15 protein-coding genes are annotated in these 20,305 nt (G+C 67.9%); 8 read left to right on the top strand and 7 right to left on the bottom strand.

Annotated elements, in window-relative coordinates:
• The first annotated feature begins 3 nt into the window (after window positions 1-3).
• On the top strand, window positions 4-1,218 hold the full coding sequence (locus ACWF99_RS18335) for an acetyl-CoA C-acetyltransferase (protein ID WP_378638597.1): 1,215 nt from the start codon (window positions 4-6) through the stop codon (window positions 1,216-1,218).
• A gap of 43 nt (window positions 1,219-1,261) precedes the next feature.
• Window positions 1,262-3,418, top strand: coding sequence for a 3-hydroxyacyl-CoA dehydrogenase NAD-binding domain-containing protein (locus ACWF99_RS18330; protein ID WP_358189672.1), 2,157 nt, complete (start codon window positions 1,262-1,264; stop codon window positions 3,416-3,418).
• A 67-nt stretch (window positions 3,419-3,485) separates the two neighbouring features.
• Here the strand turns inward: ACWF99_RS18330 and ACWF99_RS18325 are convergent, their stop codons facing one another.
• A complete protein-coding gene (locus tag ACWF99_RS18325) occupies window positions 3,486-3,851 on the bottom strand; it encodes a cupin domain-containing protein (protein WP_378638601.1) in 366 nt (121 codons plus the stop codon).
• 224 nt (window positions 3,852-4,075) lie between these two features.
• Between ACWF99_RS18325 and ACWF99_RS18320 the strand changes: the two genes are divergently transcribed.
• Both ACWF99_RS18320 and ACWF99_RS18315 read left to right on the top strand, forming a co-directional pair.
• Window positions 4,076-5,161, top strand: coding sequence for an esterase-like activity of phytase family protein (locus tag ACWF99_RS18320; protein ID WP_452536935.1), 1,086 nt, complete (start codon window positions 4,076-4,078; stop codon window positions 5,159-5,161).
• 152 nt (window positions 5,162-5,313) lie between these two features.
• Entirely contained in the window at window positions 5,314-8,853 is a 3,540-nt protein-coding gene (locus ACWF99_RS18315; RefSeq protein WP_378638606.1) for a protein kinase domain-containing protein, read from the top strand.
• 34 nt (window positions 8,854-8,887) lie between these two features.
• On the opposite strand, the gene ACWF99_RS18310 is transcribed toward ACWF99_RS18315, so the two are convergent.
• Together ACWF99_RS18310 and ACWF99_RS18305 are read right to left on the bottom strand one after the other, a co-directional pair.
• Window positions 8,888-10,204 carry a class I SAM-dependent methyltransferase gene (locus ACWF99_RS18310; protein ID WP_452536934.1) on the bottom strand — a complete coding sequence of 439 codons (1,317 nt, stop codon included), beginning with the start codon at window positions 10,202-10,204 and terminating at the stop codon, window positions 8,888-8,890.
• Window positions 10,201-11,643, bottom strand: a complete 1,443-nt coding sequence (locus ACWF99_RS18305) for an FAD-binding oxidoreductase (protein WP_378660935.1) — start codon at window positions 11,641-11,643, stop codon at window positions 10,201-10,203. Before ACWF99_RS18305 ends, ACWF99_RS18310 begins: the two co-directional genes overlap by 4 nt.
• A gap of 179 nt (window positions 11,644-11,822) precedes the next feature.
• Between ACWF99_RS18305 and ACWF99_RS18300 the strand changes: the two genes are divergently transcribed.
• Window positions 11,823-12,257, top strand: a complete 435-nt coding sequence (locus ACWF99_RS18300; protein ID WP_378638612.1) for an SRPBCC family protein — start codon at window positions 11,823-11,825, stop codon at window positions 12,255-12,257.
• 20 nt (window positions 12,258-12,277) lie between these two features.
• Here ACWF99_RS18300 and ACWF99_RS18295 read toward each other — a convergent pair whose 3' ends face one another.
• From ACWF99_RS18295 to ACWF99_RS18285, 3 genes are read right to left on the bottom strand one after another with little or no spacing between them, the layout of a single operon-like run.
• Window positions 12,278-12,628 carry a VOC family protein gene (locus ACWF99_RS18295; protein WP_378638614.1) on the bottom strand — a complete coding sequence of 117 codons (351 nt, stop codon included), beginning with the start codon at window positions 12,626-12,628 and terminating at the stop codon, window positions 12,278-12,280.
• Window positions 12,628-13,455 carry a MerR family transcriptional regulator gene (locus tag ACWF99_RS18290; RefSeq protein WP_452536933.1) on the bottom strand — a complete coding sequence of 276 codons (828 nt, stop codon included), beginning with the start codon at window positions 13,453-13,455 and terminating at the stop codon, window positions 12,628-12,630. The genes ACWF99_RS18295 and ACWF99_RS18290 overlap by 1 nt, the downstream gene beginning before the upstream one ends.
• A gap of 45 nt (window positions 13,456-13,500) precedes the next feature.
• Entirely contained in the window at window positions 13,501-14,076 is a 576-nt protein-coding gene (locus ACWF99_RS18285) for a hypothetical protein (protein ID WP_378660940.1), read from the bottom strand.
• A gap of 298 nt (window positions 14,077-14,374) precedes the next feature.
• Here ACWF99_RS18285 and ACWF99_RS18280 point away from each other — a divergent pair, with 298 nt between their 5' ends.
• Both ACWF99_RS18280 and recR read left to right on the top strand, forming a co-directional pair.
• A complete protein-coding gene (locus ACWF99_RS18280) occupies window positions 14,375-14,692 on the top strand; it encodes a YbaB/EbfC family nucleoid-associated protein (RefSeq protein WP_228536936.1) in 318 nt (105 codons plus the stop codon).
• Window positions 14,692-15,300: a recombination mediator RecR gene (gene recR, locus ACWF99_RS18275; RefSeq protein ID WP_056822003.1), complete on the top strand. Its 609-nt coding sequence runs from the start codon at window positions 14,692-14,694 to the stop codon at window positions 15,298-15,300. Before ACWF99_RS18280 ends, recR begins: the two co-directional genes overlap by 1 nt.
• 50 nt (window positions 15,301-15,350) lie before the next feature.
• On the opposite strand, the gene ACWF99_RS18270 is transcribed toward recR, so the two are convergent.
• Window positions 15,351-15,992 carry a hypothetical protein gene (locus ACWF99_RS18270; RefSeq protein WP_378638622.1) on the bottom strand — a complete coding sequence of 214 codons (642 nt, stop codon included), beginning with the start codon at window positions 15,990-15,992 and terminating at the stop codon, window positions 15,351-15,353.
• Window positions 15,993-16,140: 148 nt separating this feature from the next.
• Between ACWF99_RS18270 and ACWF99_RS18265 the strand changes: the two genes are divergently transcribed.
• Window positions 16,141-20,253: a transglutaminase family protein gene (locus ACWF99_RS18265; protein ID WP_452536932.1), complete on the top strand. Its 4,113-nt coding sequence runs from the start codon at window positions 16,141-16,143 to the stop codon at window positions 20,251-20,253.
• The last annotated feature ends 52 nt before the right edge of the window (window positions 20,254-20,305 follow it).

Genomic DNA, 20,305 nt, shown 5'->3' with positions numbered 1-20,305 from the left:
GATATGACCACAGAGGCCTACATCTACGAGGCCATCCGCACTCCGCGCGGCCGCGGCAAGAAGAACGGCTCGCTGCACTCGGTCAAGCCGATCGATCTGACTGTTGGTCTGATCCAGGAGCTGCGTGGCCGCTTCCCGAACCTCGACGAGGACCAGATCTCGGACCTCATCCTCGGCGTGGTCACCCCCGTCGGTGACCAGGGCATGGACATCGCCCGCACCGCGGTCACCATCGCCGGCCTGCCCGACACCGTCGGTGGCTTCCAGCTCAACCGCTTCTGTGCTTCCGGCCTCGAGGCCGTGAACCTGGCCGCGCAGAAGGTTCGCTCCGGCTTCGACGACCTCGTCATCGCCGGCGGCGTCGAGTCGATGTCGCGCGTACCGATGGGCTCCGACGGCGGCGCCTGGGCGCTCGACCCGGCCACCAACTACGACGGCTACTTCGTGCCCCAGGGCATCTCGGCCGACCTGATCGCCACCATCGAGGGCTTCACCCGCGATGACGTCGACGCCTACGCGGTGCGCTCGCAGGACCTGGCCGCCGCGGCGACCACCGGCGGCTACTTCGCCAAGTCGATCGTCCCGGTCAAAGACATCAACGGCCTGGTCGTGCTCGACAACGACGAGCACATGCGTCCCGGCACCACCGCCGCCGACCTCGGCAAGCTGAACCCGGCCTTCGCCGGCATCGGTGAGATGGGTGGCTTCGACGCCGTCGCGCTGCAGAAGTTCACCTACATCGAGAAGATCAACCACGTCCACCACGGTGGCAACAGCTCGGGCATCGTCGACGGCGCCGCCCTGCTGCTGATCGGTTCCGAAGAAGCGGGCAAGAACTCGGGTCTGACCCCGCGTGCCCGCGTCGTCGCGACCGCCACCTCCGGTGCGGACTCCACCATCATGCTGACCGGTCCCACCCCGGCCGCCAAGAAGGCGCTGGCCAAGGCCGGTCTGACGATCGAGGACATGGACCTCGTCGAGATCAACGAGGCCTTCGCCTCCGTGGTGCTGAAGTTCCAGAAGGACCTGAACGTCCCGGACGAGAAGCTGAACGTCAACGGTGGCGCGATCGCGATGGGCCACCCGCTGGGTGCCACCGGCGCGATGATCACCGGCACGGTGCTCGACGAGCTGGAGCGTCGCAACGCGCGCTACGGCCTGATCACCCTGTGCATCGGCGGCGGCATGGGCGTCGCCACCATCATCGAGCGCGTCTGAGCTCCGGCCGACTTTCACTTCTCATAGGAGAGAACGAAAAACTATGACTGACAACATCATCGGCTGGGAGAAGGACGCCGACGGCGTGGTCGTCCTCACTATCGACGACCCCAGCCAGGGCGCCAACACCATGAACGACGCGTACCTCGCGTCGATGAACGCCACCGTCGACCGCCTCGAGGCGGAGAAGGACGACATCACCGGTGTCGTCATCACCTCCGGCAAGAAGACCTTCTTCGCCGGCGGCGACCTGAAGAACATGATGAAGGTCGGCCCGGACAACGCGGCCGAGGTCGTCAAGATGGTCACCGACGTCAAGGCCCCGCTGCGTCGCCTCGAGCAGCTCGGCAAGCCGGTCGTCGCCGCCATCAACGGCGCCGCCCTCGGTGGCGGCCTGGAGATCGCGCTGGCCACCCACTACCGCATCGCGGCCGACGTCAAGGGTTCGGCCATCGGCCTGCCCGAGGTCTCCCTGGGCCTGCTGCCCGGCGGCGGCGGCGTGACCCGCACCGTGCGCATGCTCGGCCTGCAGAACGCGCTGATGCAGGTGCTGCTGCAGGGCCAGCGTCACCGCGTCACCAAGGCCAAGGAAATCGGCCTGATCGACGAGGTCGTCGCCACGGTCGAGGAACTGATCCCCGCCGCCAAGGTGTGGATCGCGGCCAACCCCGAAGCGGCGCAGCCGTGGGACAAGAAGGGCTACCGGATCCCCGGCGGCACCCCGTCCACCCCGGCCTTCGCGGCGAACCTGCCCGCGTTCCCGGCCAACCTGCGTAAGCAGATCAAGGGCACCAACATGCCCGCCCCGCGCGCCATCATGGCCGCGGCGGTCGAGGGTGCGCAGGTCGACATCGACAACGCGCTGACCATCGAGGGCCGTTACTTCACGAGCCTGCTGACCGGTCCGGTCGCGAAGAACATGATCCAGGCGTTCTTCTTCGACCTCAACCACATCAACGGTGGCGGCTCGCGTCCGTCCATCGAGGATGTGCCCAAGCGTGAGATCAAGAAGATCGGTGTCATCGGCGCCGGCATGATGGGCGCGGGCATCGCCTACGTTTCGGCCAAGGCCGGCTACGAGGTCGTGCTCAAGGACGTCGAGCTCGCCAACGCCGTCAAGGGCAAGGGCTACGCCGAGGCCATCGAGGCCAAGGCACTCTCGCGTGGCAAGACCACCCAGGAGAAGTCCGACGCGCTGCTGGCTCGCATCACCCCGTCGGCCGACGCGGCCGACTTCAAGGGTGTCGACTTCGTCATCGAGGCCGTGTTCGAGAACCCGGACCTCAAGAACAAGGTCTTCCAGGAGATCGAGGACATCGTCGACGCCGATGCTCTGCTCGGCTCGAACACCTCGACCCTGCCGATCACCCTGCTCTCCGAGGGTGTGAAGCGCTCCGAGGACTTCATCGGTATCCACTTCTTCTCCCCCGTGGACAAGATGCCGCTGGTGGAGATCATCAAGGGCAAGAACACCTCCGACGAGGCGCTGGCCCGGGTGTACGACTACACCCTCGCCATCAAGAAGACCCCGATCGTCGTCAACGACAGCCGTGGCTTCTTCACCTCGCGCGTGATCGGTACCTTCATCAACGAGGCCATCTCCATGGTCGCCGAGGGTGTCGATCCGGCCACCGTCGAGCAGGCCGGTCTGCAGGCGGGCTACCCGGCCGCGCCGCTGAAGCTCAGCGACGAGCTGAACTTCACCACCATGCAGAAGATCTACAAGGAGACCTCCGAGGCCATCCTTGCTGCCGGTGGCGAGCTCAATGCCGCGTCCGCGAAGACCGCCGAGGTCCTCAACACCCTGATTGACAAGTACGACCGCAAGGGCAAGCTGGGCGGTGCCGGCTTCTACGAGTACGTCGACGGCAAGGCCACCGGCCTGTGGGACGAGCTGCGCGAGATCTTCAGCTCGAGCCGTGAGCTCCCGGAGGGTGTCACCTTCCAGGACCTCAAGGACCGGATGATGTTCGCCGAGGCCATCGAGACCCAGAAGTGCTTCGACGAGGGCGTGCTCACCAGCACCGCCGACGCGAACATCGGCTCGATCTTCGGCATCGGCTTCCCGGCCTGGTCGGGTGGCTCGCACCAGTTCATCGTCGGCTACCCCGGTGGCCAGGAGGCCTTCGTGGCCCGCGCCGATGAGCTGGCCGCGAAGTTCGGCCCGCGTTTCGAGGTCCCGGCCTCGCTGCGCAAGTAAGTCGGTAGTTCCCGGTTTCGCACCGGGTCGGCGCCCGTCACCTCAGTGAGGTGGCGGGCGTTCGCCGTTATCGGGGCTTGGCGTAGTCGGCGTAGCCCTGCCAGTCGAGGACCACGCACGGTTCGTCGCCGACGACCCAGGCATCGTGGCCGGGGGACGCGATCATCACGTCGCCGGGCCCGAACTCCAGCTCTTTGCCGTCGTCCATCGCCACCACGATCCGGCCGGACAGGCAGTACCCGATGTGCGCGGCCTGGCAGCTGTCGGTGCCCGCGATCGGTTTCACGTGTTCACTCCATCGCCAACCCGGTTCGAAGACCGCGCGGCCCACCGGGCCGCTTTCCATATTGACGAGGTCGAGTCGACCCTTTCCCTGCTCGAACGGCCGGGTTTCCTCGGGCGCGTCGAAACTCATGCGTACCAGCGTGGACATGACATCTCACTTCGGCTCGGGTGGTGAGCGATGCTGTCGTGGTCCACCGAGTGGAGGGCAGCACGGCCCACGGCGGCGCCCACCGAGAGTTCAAGTCTTCGCCGATCGGCGGTGCTACGCAAGAGTCCAGCTCGGGCGTCGGCGGCGTCGAGGTGGTGGGGCGGCGACCGACAGTTCGGGTGGTGTTCACCTGGGGGTGTGGTGCGGTGGATAGCTTGTCGGTCATGGGACGTCGGGTGGCTGCAGCGGTGCTGGGAATTGTCGTCGCGGGGGGCGCGGTGCCGGATGCGGGGGCCGCGGTCGATGGCGTGCGGGTGCTGGGGGAGCAGGTCGTCGGGCACGATGCCGAATTCGGGGGGACGGTGGTCGGCGGGCTGTCGGGCATCGACTACCGTTCCGCCACCGGCGAATTCGTCCTGATCAGCGATGACCGATCGGAGAAGGGCCCCGCCAGGGTGTATACGGCTCGAATTCCGTTGGGGGAGGATGGGATCGGCCCCGTCGGCTTCACGGGCACGAAGCCTCTGCTGCGGGCTGACGGAGCCACGTATTCGCCGAAATCGGTGGACCCCGAAGATATTCGGGTCGATCCGTGGACGGGGGACTACTTCTGGACACAGGAGGGCGAGCGGGCCGGTGAGGTGCTCGCCGATCCTTCGGTACGGGTGGCCCGCGCGGATGGCGGGTTCGTCGCCGAGCTGCCGATTCCGGAAAACGAACGGATGCGCGCTGATTCGGGGCCACGGCAGAACCAGGCGCTCGAGGGGGCGACGTTCGCGGCCGGTGGGACGTTGTTCGTGACCGCGATGGAGGGGCCGCTGCTCCAAGATGGGCCGGGCGCGACCACGACGGCGGGGGCCACGACCCGGATCACCGTCCAGGCCAGGTTCGGGCCGGTGCTCGCGCAGTACGCGTACCCGCTGGAGCCGGTGTTCGCCGAGTCGCGGCCGGAGGCCGGGCAGGCGAGTAACGGCGTCACCGCGATCCTCGCCGACGACACCGTCGATCCGACCCGATTCCTGGTGGTCGAACGGGCTTTCGCCAAGGGGGTGGGGAATCGGGTGCGGATCTTCGAGATCGACACGACGGCCGCGAGCACTGTGCTCGACGCGCCGATCGCGGGTGCTCGCCCGGTGGCCAAGCGGCTCGTCGCCGACCTCGCCGATCTCGGGATCGAGGCCGTCGACAACATCGAGGGAATGACCTGGGGCCCGCGACTGCCCTCGGGTGAGCGCACGTTGGTGCTGGTCGCGGACAACAACTTCGCGTCCGAACAGCGCACTCAGCTGATCGCGCTCGCGGTGCGCTGAACCGCGGGTTTCGGACAACCGTTGCCGCCACAGCGTCGAATCTCCACCCGATAGACGCCGGATCGCGCTAGCTTGGATATGTGCGGTGATGTCGGTGACCTCCCCGCATGCCGACCGAAACGCCGGTGACGCCGATGGTGAGAGGTGGTCACATGGATCCGGAGCAGACGCGTATGGAGCGCGGCCTGGCCGAGGCGGCGCCGGTGGGGCTGAATACGCAGCGGGCGGTGGCGCCGGGGGTACCCGACGAGGCCGTGATCGCGGAACTCGATGCCATGGGACTCACGGGGGCCAAGGAGATCGGGCGCGGCGGATTCGGCGTGGTGTACCGCGCATTGCAGCCGGCGCTGGATCGCGTGGTCGCGGTGAAGGTGTTGTCCTCGGAGATCGATGTGGAGAGCCGGGAACGGTTCCTGCGCGAGGAACAGGCGATGGGCAGGCTGTCCGGACATCCGAATATCGTCGACATCCTGCAGGTCGACGTGACCGAGACCGGGCTGCCGCTGATCGTGATGCCCTACGCCTCGCGCGGCTCGCTCGAACGCCTCATCCACGATCGTGGCCCGCTGACCTGGTCGGACACCCTGCGCGCCGGAGTGAAGCTGGCCGCGGCGATCGAATCGGCGCATCGGGCGGGCATCCTGCACCGGGATGTGAAACCGGCGAACGTGCTGATCAGCGGGTATGGCGAACCGCAACTCACCGACTTCGGCATCGCCCGCATCCCCGGCGGATTCCAGACGTCGAGCAGCTTGATCACCGGTTCGCCCGCGTTCACCGCGCCGGAACTGCTCAGGGGCAGTGAACCGACCGTGCAGTCTGATGTCTACGGCCTCGGCGCGACCCTGTTCGCCCTGCTGACCGGCCATGCCGCGTTCGAACGCCAGGCGGGGGAGAAGGTGGTCGCGCAATTCCTGCGCATCACCACCCAGCACGTCCCCGACCTGCGCGCCCAGGACATCCCCGGCGACGTGGCGGAAGTGATCGAACGGGCCATGTCCCCCGAGCCCGCCGACCGCCCGGCCTCGGCCTACGAGTTCGGCGAACTGCTCCGCGACGTGCAGCGCGCGCACGGCCAGATGCCCGACGAAATGGCATTGCTCGACTCCGAGGAGACCACCGATGACGCCCCGGAGGTCCTGAAGTCGGTCACCGGCCGCCGCAGCTGGCCGCTGACCCTGCAGGCCGCAGGCGCCTCGGTGCCCATGCCGAGCTCGACGACCGGCACGTTTCCGCCGACCGCCGCCACCAAATTCCGCCCGCCCACGCCCGCACGCGAACCCTTCCCGCGCCAGCGCCTGCTCGACGTGCTGCGGGAGGGCGGCGAGCGCCGACTCGCCCTGATCCACGCGCCCGCCGGTTTCGGCAAGAGCACCATCGCCACGCAGTGGCGCGCCGACCTGGCCACCCGCGACATTCCGGTGGCGTGGCTGGGCGTCGACCAGGACGACGACAGCGAAATCTGGTTCCTCGCCCACCTCATCGAGGCCATCCGCCGGGTGCGCCCCGATGTCGGCGCGGGTCTGGAGCAGGTGCTGGAGGAGCGGCCCGCCGACGCGGTCGCCTATGTGATCGCCACCCTGATCGACGAGATCCACGCGAGCGGGCGCCCGGTGGTCGTCGTGGTGGACGACTGGCACCGGGTACGCGATCCCGGCGTGCAACGCGCGATGGCGACCCTGCTCGACAACGGCTGCCACCACGTGCGGTTCGTCATCACCAGCCGCGATCAATCCGGCCTGCCGATCAGCAGGTTGCGGGTGCGCGACGAACTCGTCGAGCTGGACGCGGCCGCGCTGCGGCTCACCGAATCGGAGACCCGGCAGATCCTGGTGGAGCGCAACGGTTTCGCGCTCACCGACGAGCAGGTCGAACAGATCCACCTCGCGACCGACGGCTGGCCCGCCGCGATCCAGCTGGTGAGCCTCACCTTGCGCGGTAAGGCCGATCCGGCCCAGTTGCTCGCCTCGCTCGCCGAGGGCGGGCACGGGATGCGCGAGTATCTCGCCGAGAACGTGCTCGACGCGCTGGCGCCCGAGCAGCTGGAGTTCCTGATGGCGATCTCGGTGGTCGAGCGGGTGAACGGGTCACTGGCCGGGCTGCTCGCCGACGTCCCCGATGGTGCGGCGATGCTGGAGCAGGCCGAGCAGCGTGAGCTCTTCCTGCATCGGATCCAGCACGATCCGGAGTGGTACCGGATGCAACCGCTGTTCGCCGAGCATCTGCGCGCCCGTCTCGACCGTGAACATCCCGGACGTTCGAAAGCCCTGCACCGCAAGGCCGCTCGCTGGTACGCCGAGCATCAACTGCTGCGCAAGTCGGTGGATCACGCGCTGGCCGCGACCGATCTCAAACTCGCCGCCGACCTGCTCGAGAGCGGCGGCATGGACCTGATCGACGGATCCCGGCTCGCCACCCTGCTCGGTACCGTCTCGAAACTACCTGTGCAGCAAGTGACCTCACGGTCGAAGCTGTTGATGGCGGTGGCCAGGGCGAATATGAACATGCAGCAGACGGGGACCGCCCGCAACGCGCTCGGCCGGCTCTCGAATCTGCTGGCCCGCAGTTCGTCCGGTGAACCGGAACTGACCGAACAGCGCTGTGTGGCAACGGTGCTGGACGCCGCCGACCGGGTAGCCCACGACGACATCGCCGAGGTGGCCGACAGTCTGGTGCCCATTCTGGAGGAACCCGGCGACCTGCCCGCCTGGACGGTGTCGACCGCCGCGAATCTGATGTCGTTCGTTCGGCTGTGCGAGTTCGACTTCAGCGCGGTGACCGAGCTCCAGGACTGGGCCGCCGACTATCACACACAGTCCAAGGACCCACTCGGTCCGGTATTCGGGCTGTGCGCGCTGGGCGACGCCGCCTACGAGCAACTCGACATCGCCTCCGCCACCACCTCTTTCGAGCAGGCATACGAGGCAGCGCGCACCAAGTCGGGGCCGCGCTCGGACGCCGCACGGATCGCGGCCGCCCTGCTCGGCGAAGTGGCCTATCGCCGTGGCGATCTGGCGCTGGCCGATCGGCTCCTCGACGAGAGCCACGAGCTGGTCACCCGGGTCGGTCCCGTCGACTTCCTGATCGCGACCTTCGTGGTCGGTGCCAGGGTGAAGGCGGCTCTCGGCGATCAGTACACCGCCTCGGCCCGCCTCGACGAAGGCGCGCGAGTGGCCGCGGAGAACGGCTTGGCTCGCCTGGACGCGCATGTGCGGGCCGAGCGGGCCAGGCTCGGATTCCCCACCGGCGAAGACACCTTCGTTCCCGACAGCTCCGGTAACGGCGCACGGCGCAAGAAGGGCGCCGCCGCGCTGATCACCGAGGCGCGGGCCATCGCCGACATTCGGAGGCTACTGGCCGAGCAGCGGCTGCGTGCTGATGATCGCGCGGCCCGCCATGCGCGGGTGATCTACGCGAAAACACTCGAACAGGGCCGTCCCCGGGCGGAATTGGACGCGACCTTGCTGCTCGCGGAGTGTCTCGCGTCGGCGGGGTGGGTCGGGGAGGCGACCGGGCTGGTGCTTCCGGTCCTGCGCACCTGCGCCGAACTGGGCTGGACCAGACCGCTGCTGGACGCGGGGCCGGGGGTCGTCGGCCTGCTCCACGTGCTGCGCACGCAATCCCATGACGGGCAGGACCATCCGATCCTGCGCGCCCTGCCCGGTCACTTCCTCGACGAATTACTGGCCTGATCGCGGCCCGGCAGCCCGGGCCGCGATCAGCGACCTACGGCTGCCACCAGGGGCGCAACGGGACGTCCCAGGCGCCGTTCGCATCGAGCTTCACGCCGAGTACATGGTGCAGCTGGATCACGTTGCGCTGGAAGCCGAGCCGGCATCCCGCCATGTACAGGCCCCACACCTTGGCGGTGCCCTCGCCGACCTCGGCGACGGCCGCGTCCCAATTGGCGACCAGGTTCTTGCACCACTCGTGCAGCGTCAGCGCGTAGTGCTCGCGCAGATTCTCCTCGTGCAGTACCTCGAGGCCGACGTTCTGGATATCGGAGATGATACGTCCGGAGCCGATCAGCTCCCCGTCGGGGAACACGTAGCGGTCGATGAAATCGCCCGCCTTGGTGGTGCGGGTGTTGTCGTGGCGGGTGATGCAGTGGTTGAGGAACAGGCCGCCCACCCGCAGCTTGTCCTTGATGTAGCCGAAGTAGAACGGGTAGTTGTGCACACCGATGTGCTCGGTGAGGCCGATCGAGGAGACCGCGTCGAATTCGCCCTCGGGGATGTCGCGGTAGTCGCTGTGCCGAACCTCGGCGAGCTCGCTGAGACCTTCCTCGGCGATCTTCTGCTGTGCCCAGGCGGCCTGTTCGGCCGATAGCGTCGCCCCGATCACCTTCACGCCACGGCGCGCCGCATAGCGGACCATGCCGCCCCAGCCACAGCCGATATCGAGCAGCCGGTCGCCTTTCTTCAGGCGCAGCTTCTCGAAGATCAGCCGGTACTTGTTCTCCTGTGCCTGCTCGAGCGTCCAGTCCTCGTCGCCGTACACCGCACAGGTGTAGGTCATCGACGGGCCGAGGACGTACTCGTAGAACTTGTTGGAGACGTCGTAGTGGTGGTGGATCGCCTCGGCATCGCGAGTCTTGGAGTGGCGCAAGCCTTCCAGCGCGATCCGGCGCCAGCGCGGCAGCGTTTCCTGCGGCGGGGGCGCGATCGGCTTGAGCCGCTCCCAGCCCAGCGAGCGCGCGATGGTGACCAGCGACAATGCCGAAGGACGATGGAACTTCATGTCCTGCATGGCTTTCAAGATGTCGTACGGGTCGCCGGGATGCACGCCCTCGGCGATCATGTCGCCGGCGATATAGGCCCGTGCCATGCCGAGGTCGCCGGGGGCGCCTGCCAGGTAGTTGATGCCGCGTGGGGTCTTGATCTCGAGCGCGTAGGGCGCGTCCTCCGGGCCGGTCGCGCTGCCGTCGTAGGCGGTCAGGCGGACGGGGATTTCGCCGTCTACGAGGCTCTCGACGACCTCGGCGATATTGAGCCGGGTGCCCAGCTCGGCCAATACCTCGGATCGGTCCTTGAATGTCGTCACTTGCGTTGCACCGCCTTCGAATACAGATTCAGCAGTCGTTGGTCCGGGTCGTAACGGGTCTTCAGTTCGGTATAGGTGTCGCCGCCGTAGAGCTCGGCGAACTCGGCCTCGTCGTAGTAGGAGTCCGAGTAGAGCGACTTGTGTCCGTCGAACGCGGACACGATCTTCTCGATGGCGCGGTTGGCCGCCCCTTCCGGTTGACCTCGCTCGGTCGGCACCGCCGACCAGAATCCGACATTGACGTAGGTGCGCTGTGGTTCGAGCGGATACAGCGGCCACGGACGCGCACCGTCCGTCGCCGGCGCGTCGTCGAGCGCACGCAAGCGCAATGGGCACAACCAGATCGGCTCGATGGGTATTTCCCGCAGGAACCATTCGACGAAGTCGGCGGTGTGCTGGACCGGCACCTCGATGTCCTGCACGACGCGTTCCTGCGGCGGGTTGCCCTTGCGGGCCTGCCTGCGGTCATCGATGTGGTACTTGCGGTCGAGCGCGACCAGTTTCCAGTAGAAACTGCTGCGCCGGCGCGACTTCGGCCAGAGCCTGCGGATCTTCGGGTTCTGCGCGCCGAACGCGCGCGAGCACCAGAACCAGTCGGTGTCCCAGCGCCACAGGTAATCGTGAACGGTCAGCCGGTCCCGGATCACGCCGTCGGCGTGCTGCAGGGAGCGGTAGAAGATGTCCATGCCGGTGTAGTCGCTGACCGGGCCGGGCTCGTCGGTCTGGCGACCAAGGGTCAGGTAGCTCTCGTTCGCGCTGAACACCACGCCGTCGATGTAGTCGACAGCTTCGTCCTGGAAGCGGCGTTCGACGACGATCCGATCGAGTTCGGCTTCCAGTTCGCGCAGGTCGTGGAAGCGCACGTGCCGCAATTCCACGAACGGCAGGACGGGTTCGAGTTCGATCTTCAGCCGGACGGAGTATCCGAGAGTGCCGTAGGAGTTGGGGAAGCCGTGGAACAGGTCGGCGTGCTCGCCGGTCGGTGTCGCGGTGACGATCTCCCCGGCCCCGGTCAAAATGTCCATTTCCAGGACGGATTCGTGGGGTAGACCGTTGCGGAACGAGGTGGATTCGATGCCGAGACCGGTCACCGCCCCGCCCAGGGTGATGGTCTTGAGCTGGGGCACCACCAGCGGCGCCAGCCCGTAGGGGAGGGTGGCCGCCACCAGGTCCTCATAGGTGGTCATGCCCGCGACGTCGGCCGTGCGGGCCTGCGGGTCTACCGCGATCACCTGCCCGAGGCCGGACACGTCGAGACCGGGCGCGGTGGGTGCCGCCCTGGCCCGGAACAAGTTCGATGTCTTCTTCGCCAGCCGGACGACGGCACCGGGTGGGATGGCGCGATAGCTTTCCAGCAGTCGCTCCACTCCCGCTCGATGCGCGGCGTATCCGGACTCGCGTGTGGCCGGTTCGTGACCAGCCCTACCCAAAAGACTCACTGCCACCCCTTTGACGCTAGTACGACCATGTCCGCCGGGCCACCGGATACTTGCGCGCCGCGACAAAATGTCACGCACATGTTCCCGCACGGCCCGAACCTGGTCGGGAGAAGCGGTCGGGGACAGGGCAGGATGTAACCCGGTCGAGATATCGCCACACCCCCAGCAAGGAGTCAACAGTGGGACAGGTCAGCGCCAGCAGTTCGATCGTCGTCGCCGCGGATCCGCAGCGCACGCTCGCCGCGATCGGCGACTACGAGACGATCCGGCCGCGCATTCTTTCCTCGCACTACCGCGACTACAAGGTTGTCGAGGGCGGCAACGGAGCGGGCACCGTGGTGGAGTGGACGCTGCAGGCCACCGAGAAGCGCTCACGCAACGTGCGCGCGACCGTGACGGTGGCCGATTCGGTTCTCACCGAGCGCGACGCCAACTCCACCATGGTCAACACCTGGACCGTCACCCCCGACGGCGCCGGCTCGAAGGTCACCGTCGAGACCACCTGGAAGGGTGCGGGCGGCATCTCGGGCATCTTCGAGGGCATCTTCGCCCCGCTCGGCCTGAAGAAGATCCAGGCCGAGGTCCTGGGCAACCTCTCGCGTGAACTGGCCTGAGCTCAGTTCACCGCAGTAGGTCAGTCCTTGCCGATGTCGAAGAGGTTTCCTTCGGGGTCGGCGAGGGTGGTCCACTGGATCCCGTACTCGTCGAAGTCGCCGATGTGCTTGGCGCCCAGGCTGATCGCGCGCTCGATGTACTCGGCCCACTCGGCTGTGTGGAAGTCCAGATGGACCACGTTCTTGCCGGGTGTCTTGTCGGGGACCTGAATGAACATCAGGATCGGGGCGAGACCGGCGGATTTGCCGACGGTGGCGAAGAACTGCGAGGCCTCCGGGTCGACGGGTACGTCGAGCAGTTGCGCGTAGAACTCGGCCTGGGCCGTGGCGTTGTGGCAGTCCATGGTGATGTTCGCCAGGGCGATGGTCATCAGATCTCTCCTTCGGTGATCGGCCAGCACACTTCGGTGCGGTAGTCGGCCGGGTTATCGGTGATGTCGGGTCCCACGAGGTAGCGCTCGCGGACCGGCTCGTCGGGCAGTGCGGTGCCGTGCTCGGCGACGTGGCTGCCGAGTGCGCCGTAGGTGCGGTCGAAGTCCTCGAACGGGCCGTCGTGCACCGCCACGGCGAAGTGGCGGGCGGGAAAGTCGACGATGGCGAAGCCCCGGGTGGGGACGAAATAGGCACCGGGCAGCAGCGGCACGTACGCGGTGACCTCGCCGTTGTCCTCGGTGAAGAACTCGTTCGAATACGTCGCGCCCGCAACGCCTCCCGGGTCGACACCGGACGCCAGCAGGATCGTGTACAGCTGCTCGAACGCCGTGCCGCACCAGTCGGCGATGGCGGTGCGCTCGACCCGGTCGGTGACCGTGAGCGCCGTGAAGGCGGGCTCGATCCGGTAGTCGACCTCGATCGGCAGCGGGGGTGCGGTGAGCAGGGCGCGCAGCGAGACCACCACCTCGCGGGTGCGTTGCAGCGCCGCCTCCATCCTGGTGAGGTGCGCCCGCAGGGTGGTGTCACGCTCGGCGGGATCCGCGGTGGCGAGCACGGTGCGGATCTCCGGGAGCGGCATGTCCAGGTCGCGCAGGCGGCGGATCAGATGCGCCCGCTCCACCTGGTCGGTGGAATATCGGCGATAGCCGGTGCCCGCGTCTACGGCGGCGGGCTCGAGTAGCTCGATCTCGTGGTAGTACCGCAGCGTCTTGACGCTCAGATGGGTGAGGCGGGCGAACTCGCCGATCGCCACGGTTGCTGTCATGAGATCCAGGGAACACCCTCCAGCGGGTGGAGGGTCAAGAACCGATCAGGCGGGCGTCAGCACGAAGGCGGCGAGCAGTGGCCACGAGCCCTCGCGCCACCACGAATAGCCGAACCAGACGCCAGGGGTGACCTCGCGGATCTCGTCGTAGACCTGCGGAGTGGGTGACGGCGCGTAGTTCAGCGCCCAGGTGGGGGCGCCGTCGAGGATCGACGGTGCTCGATAGACATCGGCGGGAAACGCCTCGATCCCGGCCCCGGTGACCCGGTTGGTCAGTGTGCCGCCGTCGGGCCCGGTGCGGAACACTTTGCCGATCCACAGCGCCGGTGCGGCCGCTCCGAGTTGCGGCGGGCGTGTCACCCAGCCGTTGGTCAGGCCGTTGGCCACCGCGCCCGCCTGCGCGTCGCGGTAGATCTGGTCCTGCTGGGTGACACTGCAGCGAAAGCGCAGCGAATCAACGGTCGCCGCCCGATTGCCGGGGTCGAGAACGCAGCCGTTGCCATAGTTCGTGATGTCGGTTCCGGAATCGGCCGATGCGGCGGTGGGTGCGAGAAGAAGCAGGCTGGCGACGGACGCGAACACGGCTGATATCGATGCCAGGCGCGCACAGGATGCATTCATCTGATCTCCTAGAGATTGCTGAATCATTGCCCGAGCTAGCACGATCGTATGATCGATTCCCCGGCGGAGTCATCGTTTCAGTGACCGTTTCCCACGACTAAACTGGCTACCGCACGCGGCCATGCCCCGCACCCGACGTACCCCACGGTTTTCGGCCGCCTCGCACCCGAGGGGCGAGACGGAATGCCGAAGGCGCAGTATCGTCCCTCGGGTGCGAGGCCCCCAGGGCCGAAAACCCCGCGGCGTCAGCCGCCAAAAACACAGGAGTGTTGTGCAACCCGGTGATGGTCAGTTCGATATGCAGGCACTGCTCGCTCAGGCTCAGCAGATGCAGCAGGCAGTGATGCAGGCGCAGGCCGAGCTCGCCGAGACCGAGGTGGCGGGTCAGGCCGGCGGCGGTCTGGTGCAGGCCACGATCAAGGTCAGCGGCGAGGTGATCGCGCTGACGATCGACCCGAAGGTGGTCGATCCGGAGGACGTCGACGGACTGCAGGACCTGGTCATCGGTGCGATCAACGACGCGATGGCCAATGCGCAGCAGCTCGCGGCCGAGCGCCTCGGCCCGCTGTCACAGGGTCTCGGCGGCGGCTCGATGCCCGGTCTGCCCGACTTCTGATGTATGAGGGGCCGGTTCAGGATCTGATCGACGAGCTGGGCAAACTGCCGGGCGTCGGTCCGAAGAGCGCACAGCGCATCGCTTTTCATCTGCTGCAGGTGGAGCCGCCGGATATCGACAGGCTGCAGGCCGCTCTGCAGAAGGTGCGCGACGGCGTCCAGTTCTGTGTGTCGTGCGGCACCGTCGCCGATGGTGAGCTGTGCCGGATCTGTGCCGACCCACGCCGCGACCGCACGATGATCTGTGTGGTCGAGGAACCCAAGGATGTGCAGGCGATCGAGCGCACCCGCGAGTTCCGTGGTCGCTACCACGTGCTCGGTGGTGCGCTCGATCCGCTCAGCGGCGTCGGGCCGGATCAGCTGCGGATCAGGGAACTGCTCACCCGCATCGGCAATCAGGAGGACGGCATCGATGTGAGCGAGGTGATCATCGCGACCGATCCGAATACCGAGGGCGAGGCGACGGCCACCTATCTCGTGCGGATGCTGCGCGATTTCCCCGGGCTCACCGTCACCCGGTTGGCCTCCGGGCTGCCGATGGGCGGCGACCTGGAATTCGCCGACGAACTGACCCTCGGACGGGCACTGTCCGGCAGGCGGACGCTGTAGGACGGATCGGGCAGGCGCGCTGGTCGCCGCCGGTCACGTCCGTCCCGGGATCAGAGCTCGACGCGGGTCCAGGCGACGCCGTCGGTGGTGGCGGGCTTGCCGTTGGCCCACTCCCAGATGATGCGGGCGACCTGCGCCGGGTCGTCGAGGGTCGTGCCGAAATGCCGGTCGGGGCCGCCGTCGCGATATTCGAGGGTGTAGGGCCCGTTCGGGTCGCGATAGGTCTGGATGTAGCGCTGTTCGCCCTGCTCGACGATGAGATACGGGTTGGGCGCGGCGAGTCCGGCCACCCAGTGGTGGGCCAATTCCTCGGTGAGATAGGGGAATTCGCCCGCGCCGCCGTGTGTGACGTTGATCGGGATGTGGCCTGCCGGGTCGATGAGCCAGGTCAGCTGCGGATCGTAGACGGCGTAGCCGCGCGGGGTGGCGAGGTCGAAGAGCAGATTGCGGACGAAGCCGATGGCGTCGTACGGCGAGGGGATGTAGAGCGTGTCGCCGCTGGGGCCGCCGACGGATTCGACGCTGAGGAACGAGTCGTCCACCGGCAGTTCGGCGTTGCGCGCGTTCAGCTCGGCCGCGATCTCGGCGATCGATGCGGACTCGGTCACGCCTTCCTGGGCGGCCAGGTACGCGTCGATCTCGTCGACAGAGCTGGCGACGCCGGACGGCAGGAGGATGTGGTCGTAGCTCACCCGGCCAGCCTACGGGGAGCGGAGTCGGCGGTAATCGATGTGGTCCCTGCCCCGCGCTATTACCAGCGTGTTTCGAAAGGGGGGCCGGTCGGGAAACTCAGGTTTCGTCGGCCCGCGCGGTGTCGGGGGAGTGTGGTCCACTTGGTGGATGGGCATCAAGGTGTCACTCGAGCACCGCACGGCATACTCCTTCGATCGTCTCGTCGAGGTGCATCCGCATGAAGTGCGGTTGCGCCCCGCGCCGCACTCGCGCACGCCCATCGAGGCGTATTCGCTCGAGGTGTCGCCGGCCGAGCACTTCGTCAACTGGCAGCAGGACGCATTCGGCAATTTCGTTGCACGCCTGGTGTTTCCGAATCCGACCAAGGAGTTGTCGATCACCGTGGGGTTGATCGCCGACCTCGAAGTGGTCAACCCGTTCGACTTCTTCATCGAGGATTACGCGGAGTTCTTCCCGTTCGAGTACGACACCGCACTCGCCGAGGATCTCGCGCCCTATCTGCGGCGCGTCGACGAGGCGGAACCGGGCAGCGGCCCTGGCGAGTTGTTGCGGGAATGGGCGCGGGTACACCGGCCGCAGGGCCGGACCCGTGCCATCGACTACCTCGTGGAGCTCAACTACGCGCTGCGCAATTCGGTCGACTACACCGTGCGCATGGAGGCGGGTGTGCAGACACCCGATCACACCTTGCGCACCGCGCTCGGGTCCTGCCGCGACTCGGCCTGGCTGCTGGTCGGCGTGCTGCGTGAGCTGGGGCTGGCCGCCCGCTTCGTCTCCGGCTACCTGGTCCAGCTCACCTCCGACGTGCCCTCGCTGGACGGCCCGTCGGGCCCGGCCGCCGACTTCACCGACCTGCACGCCTGGACCGAGGTCTATCTGCCCGGCGCGGGCTGGGTCGGGATGGATCCCACCTCCGGACTGTTCGCGGGCGAGGGCCACATCCCACTCGCCGCCACCCCGCATCCCGGCGCCGCCGCCCCGATCACGGGGGCGACCGGGATCACCGAGGCCACCCTCGACTTCAGCAACGTGGTTCGCCGTATCCACGAGGATCCGCGAGTCACGCTGCCCTATACCGATTCCCAGTGGGACCGCATCGTCGCCTCCGGTGCCGCGATCGACGCGCGGATGGCCGCGGCCGATGTGGGCCTCACCATGGGCGGCGAGCCCACCTTCGTCTCCATCGACGACCAGGTGAGCGCCCAGTGGACCACCGACGCCGACGGCAGGCACAAACGTGAGCGCGCCGTCGACCTGGCCGACAGGCTCCGCGCGATCTACGCGCCCACCGGCATCGTGCAGTATCGCCAGGGCAAGTGGTATCCCGGAGAACCGTTGCCCCGCTGGGAGATCGCGATCGCGTGGCGGGCCGATGGCGAGCCGGTCTGGCAGCGTCAGGACCTGCTCACCGACCCGTGGACACCGATTTCGCAGCACACGCCGGTGAAGCCGGTCGCCGAGACCGCCGGGCACTCGAACGGCTACGCCCCCGCCGGCGCCGAGGTCGCGACCGCTGTTGTCGCGCTGGGCCTGGCGGACGAGTCCGGCGTGAACGTGGTCGATGACGTGCCGGGGCCGGTCGACGCGGTGTCGGTGCTCGATGCGCAGCTACCCCCTGTGGGCCCGGTCGACATGGTCGCGGTCTTCGACGCGCGCCGTCGGGTGGGCGGTGACGAACTCGCTGCCGCTGTCGTCGCGCTGGGGCTCGCCGACGATGACGATGTCCTGCGTGACAGCGAGCCGGTCGGTATCGAGGTGGTCGACGAGGCCGATCTCGTGGAAACGGCGGAACCTGCTGTCGAGGCCGCGGACCTGGAGGTGGTGGAGTTCGACGACGGACCGGCGCTGATCGACGAGCCCGTCGAGTTCGTCGCCGCCGAACACCGCCGGGCCGCGGAGAGTCAGCAGGCCAGCGCTGAAGCCGGCGGTTCCGTTCGCCCCGCGAAGAAGGCCGAGGAGGCGAAGAAGGCCGAGGAGGCGGAGAAGGCCGAGGAGCCGACGAAGGAAGCCGAGGAGTCGGCCAAGGCTGCCGAGAAGGCCGAGGCCCCACTGCGAAAAGTGCTGCGGAAGAGCAAACTTCGCGGGAAGAAGGACAAGGCGAGTGCGCCGCCGTCGGCCTACCCGCCCATCCAGCTCGCCCGTTCGCAGCCGATCAACTCGGCCGCCGGGGTGATCCCCGACCGGGCGCCCGCTGCCGATATCGGCGCGGCCAAGGCGCTGATCGCCGAGATCGCGGGCACCCTGGGGTTGCCCGATGGACAGGTGCGGCCCGCGTTCGAGGATCCGCTGGCGCGGTTGGCGGCGACCGTGAGCGCGCCGTACGGCGATCCGCCGCCCGCCGACATCGATCCGGCCGAGGACTCGCCCGAGGTGCGGCGGGTATTGCTCGAGAGCCTGGAGGAGTCGGTCGATCAGCCGTCGGCGTATGTGCTGCCGATTCATCGACGGGCCGACGGCGCGGGCTGGGCCAGTGCCGACTGGCAGCTGCGTCGCGGGCGTGCCGAGGGCGGCCGCGGCCGGATCGTGTTGGCCGATGGTGATTCGCCTGCCGGACTTCGCCTTCCGATCGGGTCGGTGTCCTGGCACGCGCCGCCGATCCTGCCCGACAGCGACCCGCTCTACCAGAAACCGCTGCGCGCGGAACGGGCCGAGCCGCCCGCCGCGGTGGAGCCCGCCGATTTCACGCCGACGACCGCGCTGGTCGCCGAGGTCAGGCAGGGGCGGCTGCACGTGTTCCTGCCGCCGGTCACCGAGCTCGACGACTTCCTCGATCTGATCGCCAAGGTCGAGGCGGCCGCGGTGGCGATCGGGCAGCCGGTGGTGCTGGAGGGCTACGCCCCGCCGAGTGACGCACGGCTACAGACGTTCTCGGTGACGCCCGACCCGGGCGTGATCGAGGTGAACATCATGCCCACCAGCTCGTTCGCCGAGCAGGCCGAGGTGCTGAACACCCTCTACGAGCAGGCCAGGCTCGCCCGGCTGAGCACCGAGTCGTTCGACGTGGACGGCACGCACGGTGGCACCGGCGGCGGCAACCACATCACCCTCGGCGGGGTCACCCCGGCGCGTTCGCCGATGCTGCGCCGCCCCGACCTGCTGGTCTCCATGCTCACCTACTGGCAGCGTCATCCAGCGCTGTCGTACCTGTTCGCGGGTCGTTTCGTCGGCCCGACCTCGCAGGCGCCCCGCGCGGACGAGGGTCGCGAAGGTGCGCTCTACGAACTCGAGATCGCCTTCGCCGAGGTCGCCAGGCTCACCGCCGAGCAAGCCCACGGGCCGACGCCGTACGAAATCCAGTCGGCCCCGTGGCATATCGATCGCGCGCTGCGTCATCTGCTCACCGACCTCACCGGCAACACCCACCGCGCCGAGTTCTGCATCGACAAGCTGTACAGCCCCGACTCCGCGCGCGGCCGGCTCGGGCTGCTCGAACTGCGCGGCTTCGAGATGCCGCCGCATTTCCAGATGGCGATGGTGCAATCGCTGCTGGTGCGCGGCCTGGTCGCGATGTTCTGGGACAAGCCGCTGCGCGCGCCGCTGATCCGGCACGGGTCGAACCTGCACGGCCGCTATCTGCTGCCGCACTTCCTGATGAACGACATCGCCGAAGTGGCCGCCGACCTGCGCGCGGCGGGCGTCGACTTCGACACCGCCTGGCTCGACCCCTTCACCGAATTCCGCTTCCCCCGTATCGGCACCGCCATGATCGGCGAGGCGGAGCTGGAACTGCGCGGGGCGATCGAACCCTGGCTCACCCTCGGCGAACAGACCACCGGCCAGGGCACCGCGCGTTACGTGGACTCCTCGGTGGAACGGTTGCAGGTGCGACTGGTCGGCGCCGACCGTGGCCGCTACGTCCTGACCTGCAACGGCATGCCGGTTCCGCTGTTGGCCACCGACAAATCCGATGTGCAGGTGGCGGGCGTGCGCTACCGCGCCTGGCAGCCGCCGAACTCCCTGCACCCCTCGATCACCGTCGACGCCCCCCTGGTGTTCGACCTGATAGACGTCGCGACGGGCATTTCCCGTGGCGGCTGCACCTACCACGTCGTGCACCCCGGCGGCCGCGCCTATGACGACGCACCCGTCAACGCCGTCGCCGCCCAGTCGCGCCGCAACCGCCGTTTCGAGGCCGCCGGTCATACGGTGAACCCGATGGATCCCGCCGAACTCCGTGCGAAGATCGCGGCACAGTCGACCGATGTCGGCGCACCAGGCATCCTGGACCTACGCCGCGCGCGAACAGTGTGGGGCCAGTAGTCGAAAGGATCGCCGCGCCACCGAACGCTCGGTCGTCCCGCAGACCGATCTG

The organism is Nocardia sp. NPDC055002 (assembly GCF_053608825.1).
Note: the sequence above shows the minus strand (reverse complement) of the source record. Positions and strands in the feature narration are given on the sequence as shown.

What these genes read in the sequence shown, in the direction of transcription:
- ACWF99_RS18335 (WP_378638597.1), top strand. Translation starts at nt 4, where the DNA reads ATGACCACAGAGGCCTACATCTACGAGGCCATCCGCACTCCGCGCGGC.
- ACWF99_RS18325 (WP_378638601.1), bottom strand. Translation starts at nt 3,851, where the DNA reads ATGTCCACGCTGGTACGCATGAGTTTCGACGCGCCCGAGGAAACCCGG.
- recR (WP_056822003.1), top strand. Translation starts at nt 14,692, where the DNA reads ATGTATGAGGGGCCGGTTCAGGATCTGATCGACGAGCTGGGCAAACTG.
- ACWF99_RS18280 (WP_228536936.1), top strand. Translation starts at nt 14,375, where the DNA reads ATGCAGGCACTGCTCGCTCAGGCTCAGCAGATGCAGCAGGCAGTGATG.
- ACWF99_RS18315 (WP_378638606.1), top strand. Translation starts at nt 5,314, where the DNA reads ATGGATCCGGAGCAGACGCGTATGGAGCGCGGCCTGGCCGAGGCGGCG.
- ACWF99_RS18265 (WP_452536932.1), top strand. Translation starts at nt 16,141, where the DNA reads ATGGGCATCAAGGTGTCACTCGAGCACCGCACGGCATACTCCTTCGAT.
- ACWF99_RS18290 (WP_452536933.1), bottom strand. Translation starts at nt 13,455, where the DNA reads ATGACAGCAACCGTGGCGATCGGCGAGTTCGCCCGCCTCACCCATCTG.
- ACWF99_RS18320 (WP_452536935.1), top strand. Translation starts at nt 4,076, where the DNA reads ATGGGACGTCGGGTGGCTGCAGCGGTGCTGGGAATTGTCGTCGCGGGG.
- ACWF99_RS18330 (WP_358189672.1), top strand. Translation starts at nt 1,262, where the DNA reads ATGACTGACAACATCATCGGCTGGGAGAAGGACGCCGACGGCGTGGTC.
- ACWF99_RS18285 (WP_378660940.1), bottom strand. Translation starts at nt 14,076, where the DNA reads ATGAATGCATCCTGTGCGCGCCTGGCATCGATATCAGCCGTGTTCGCG.
- ACWF99_RS18295 (WP_378638614.1), bottom strand. Translation starts at nt 12,628, where the DNA reads ATGACCATCGCCCTGGCGAACATCACCATGGACTGCCACAACGCCACG.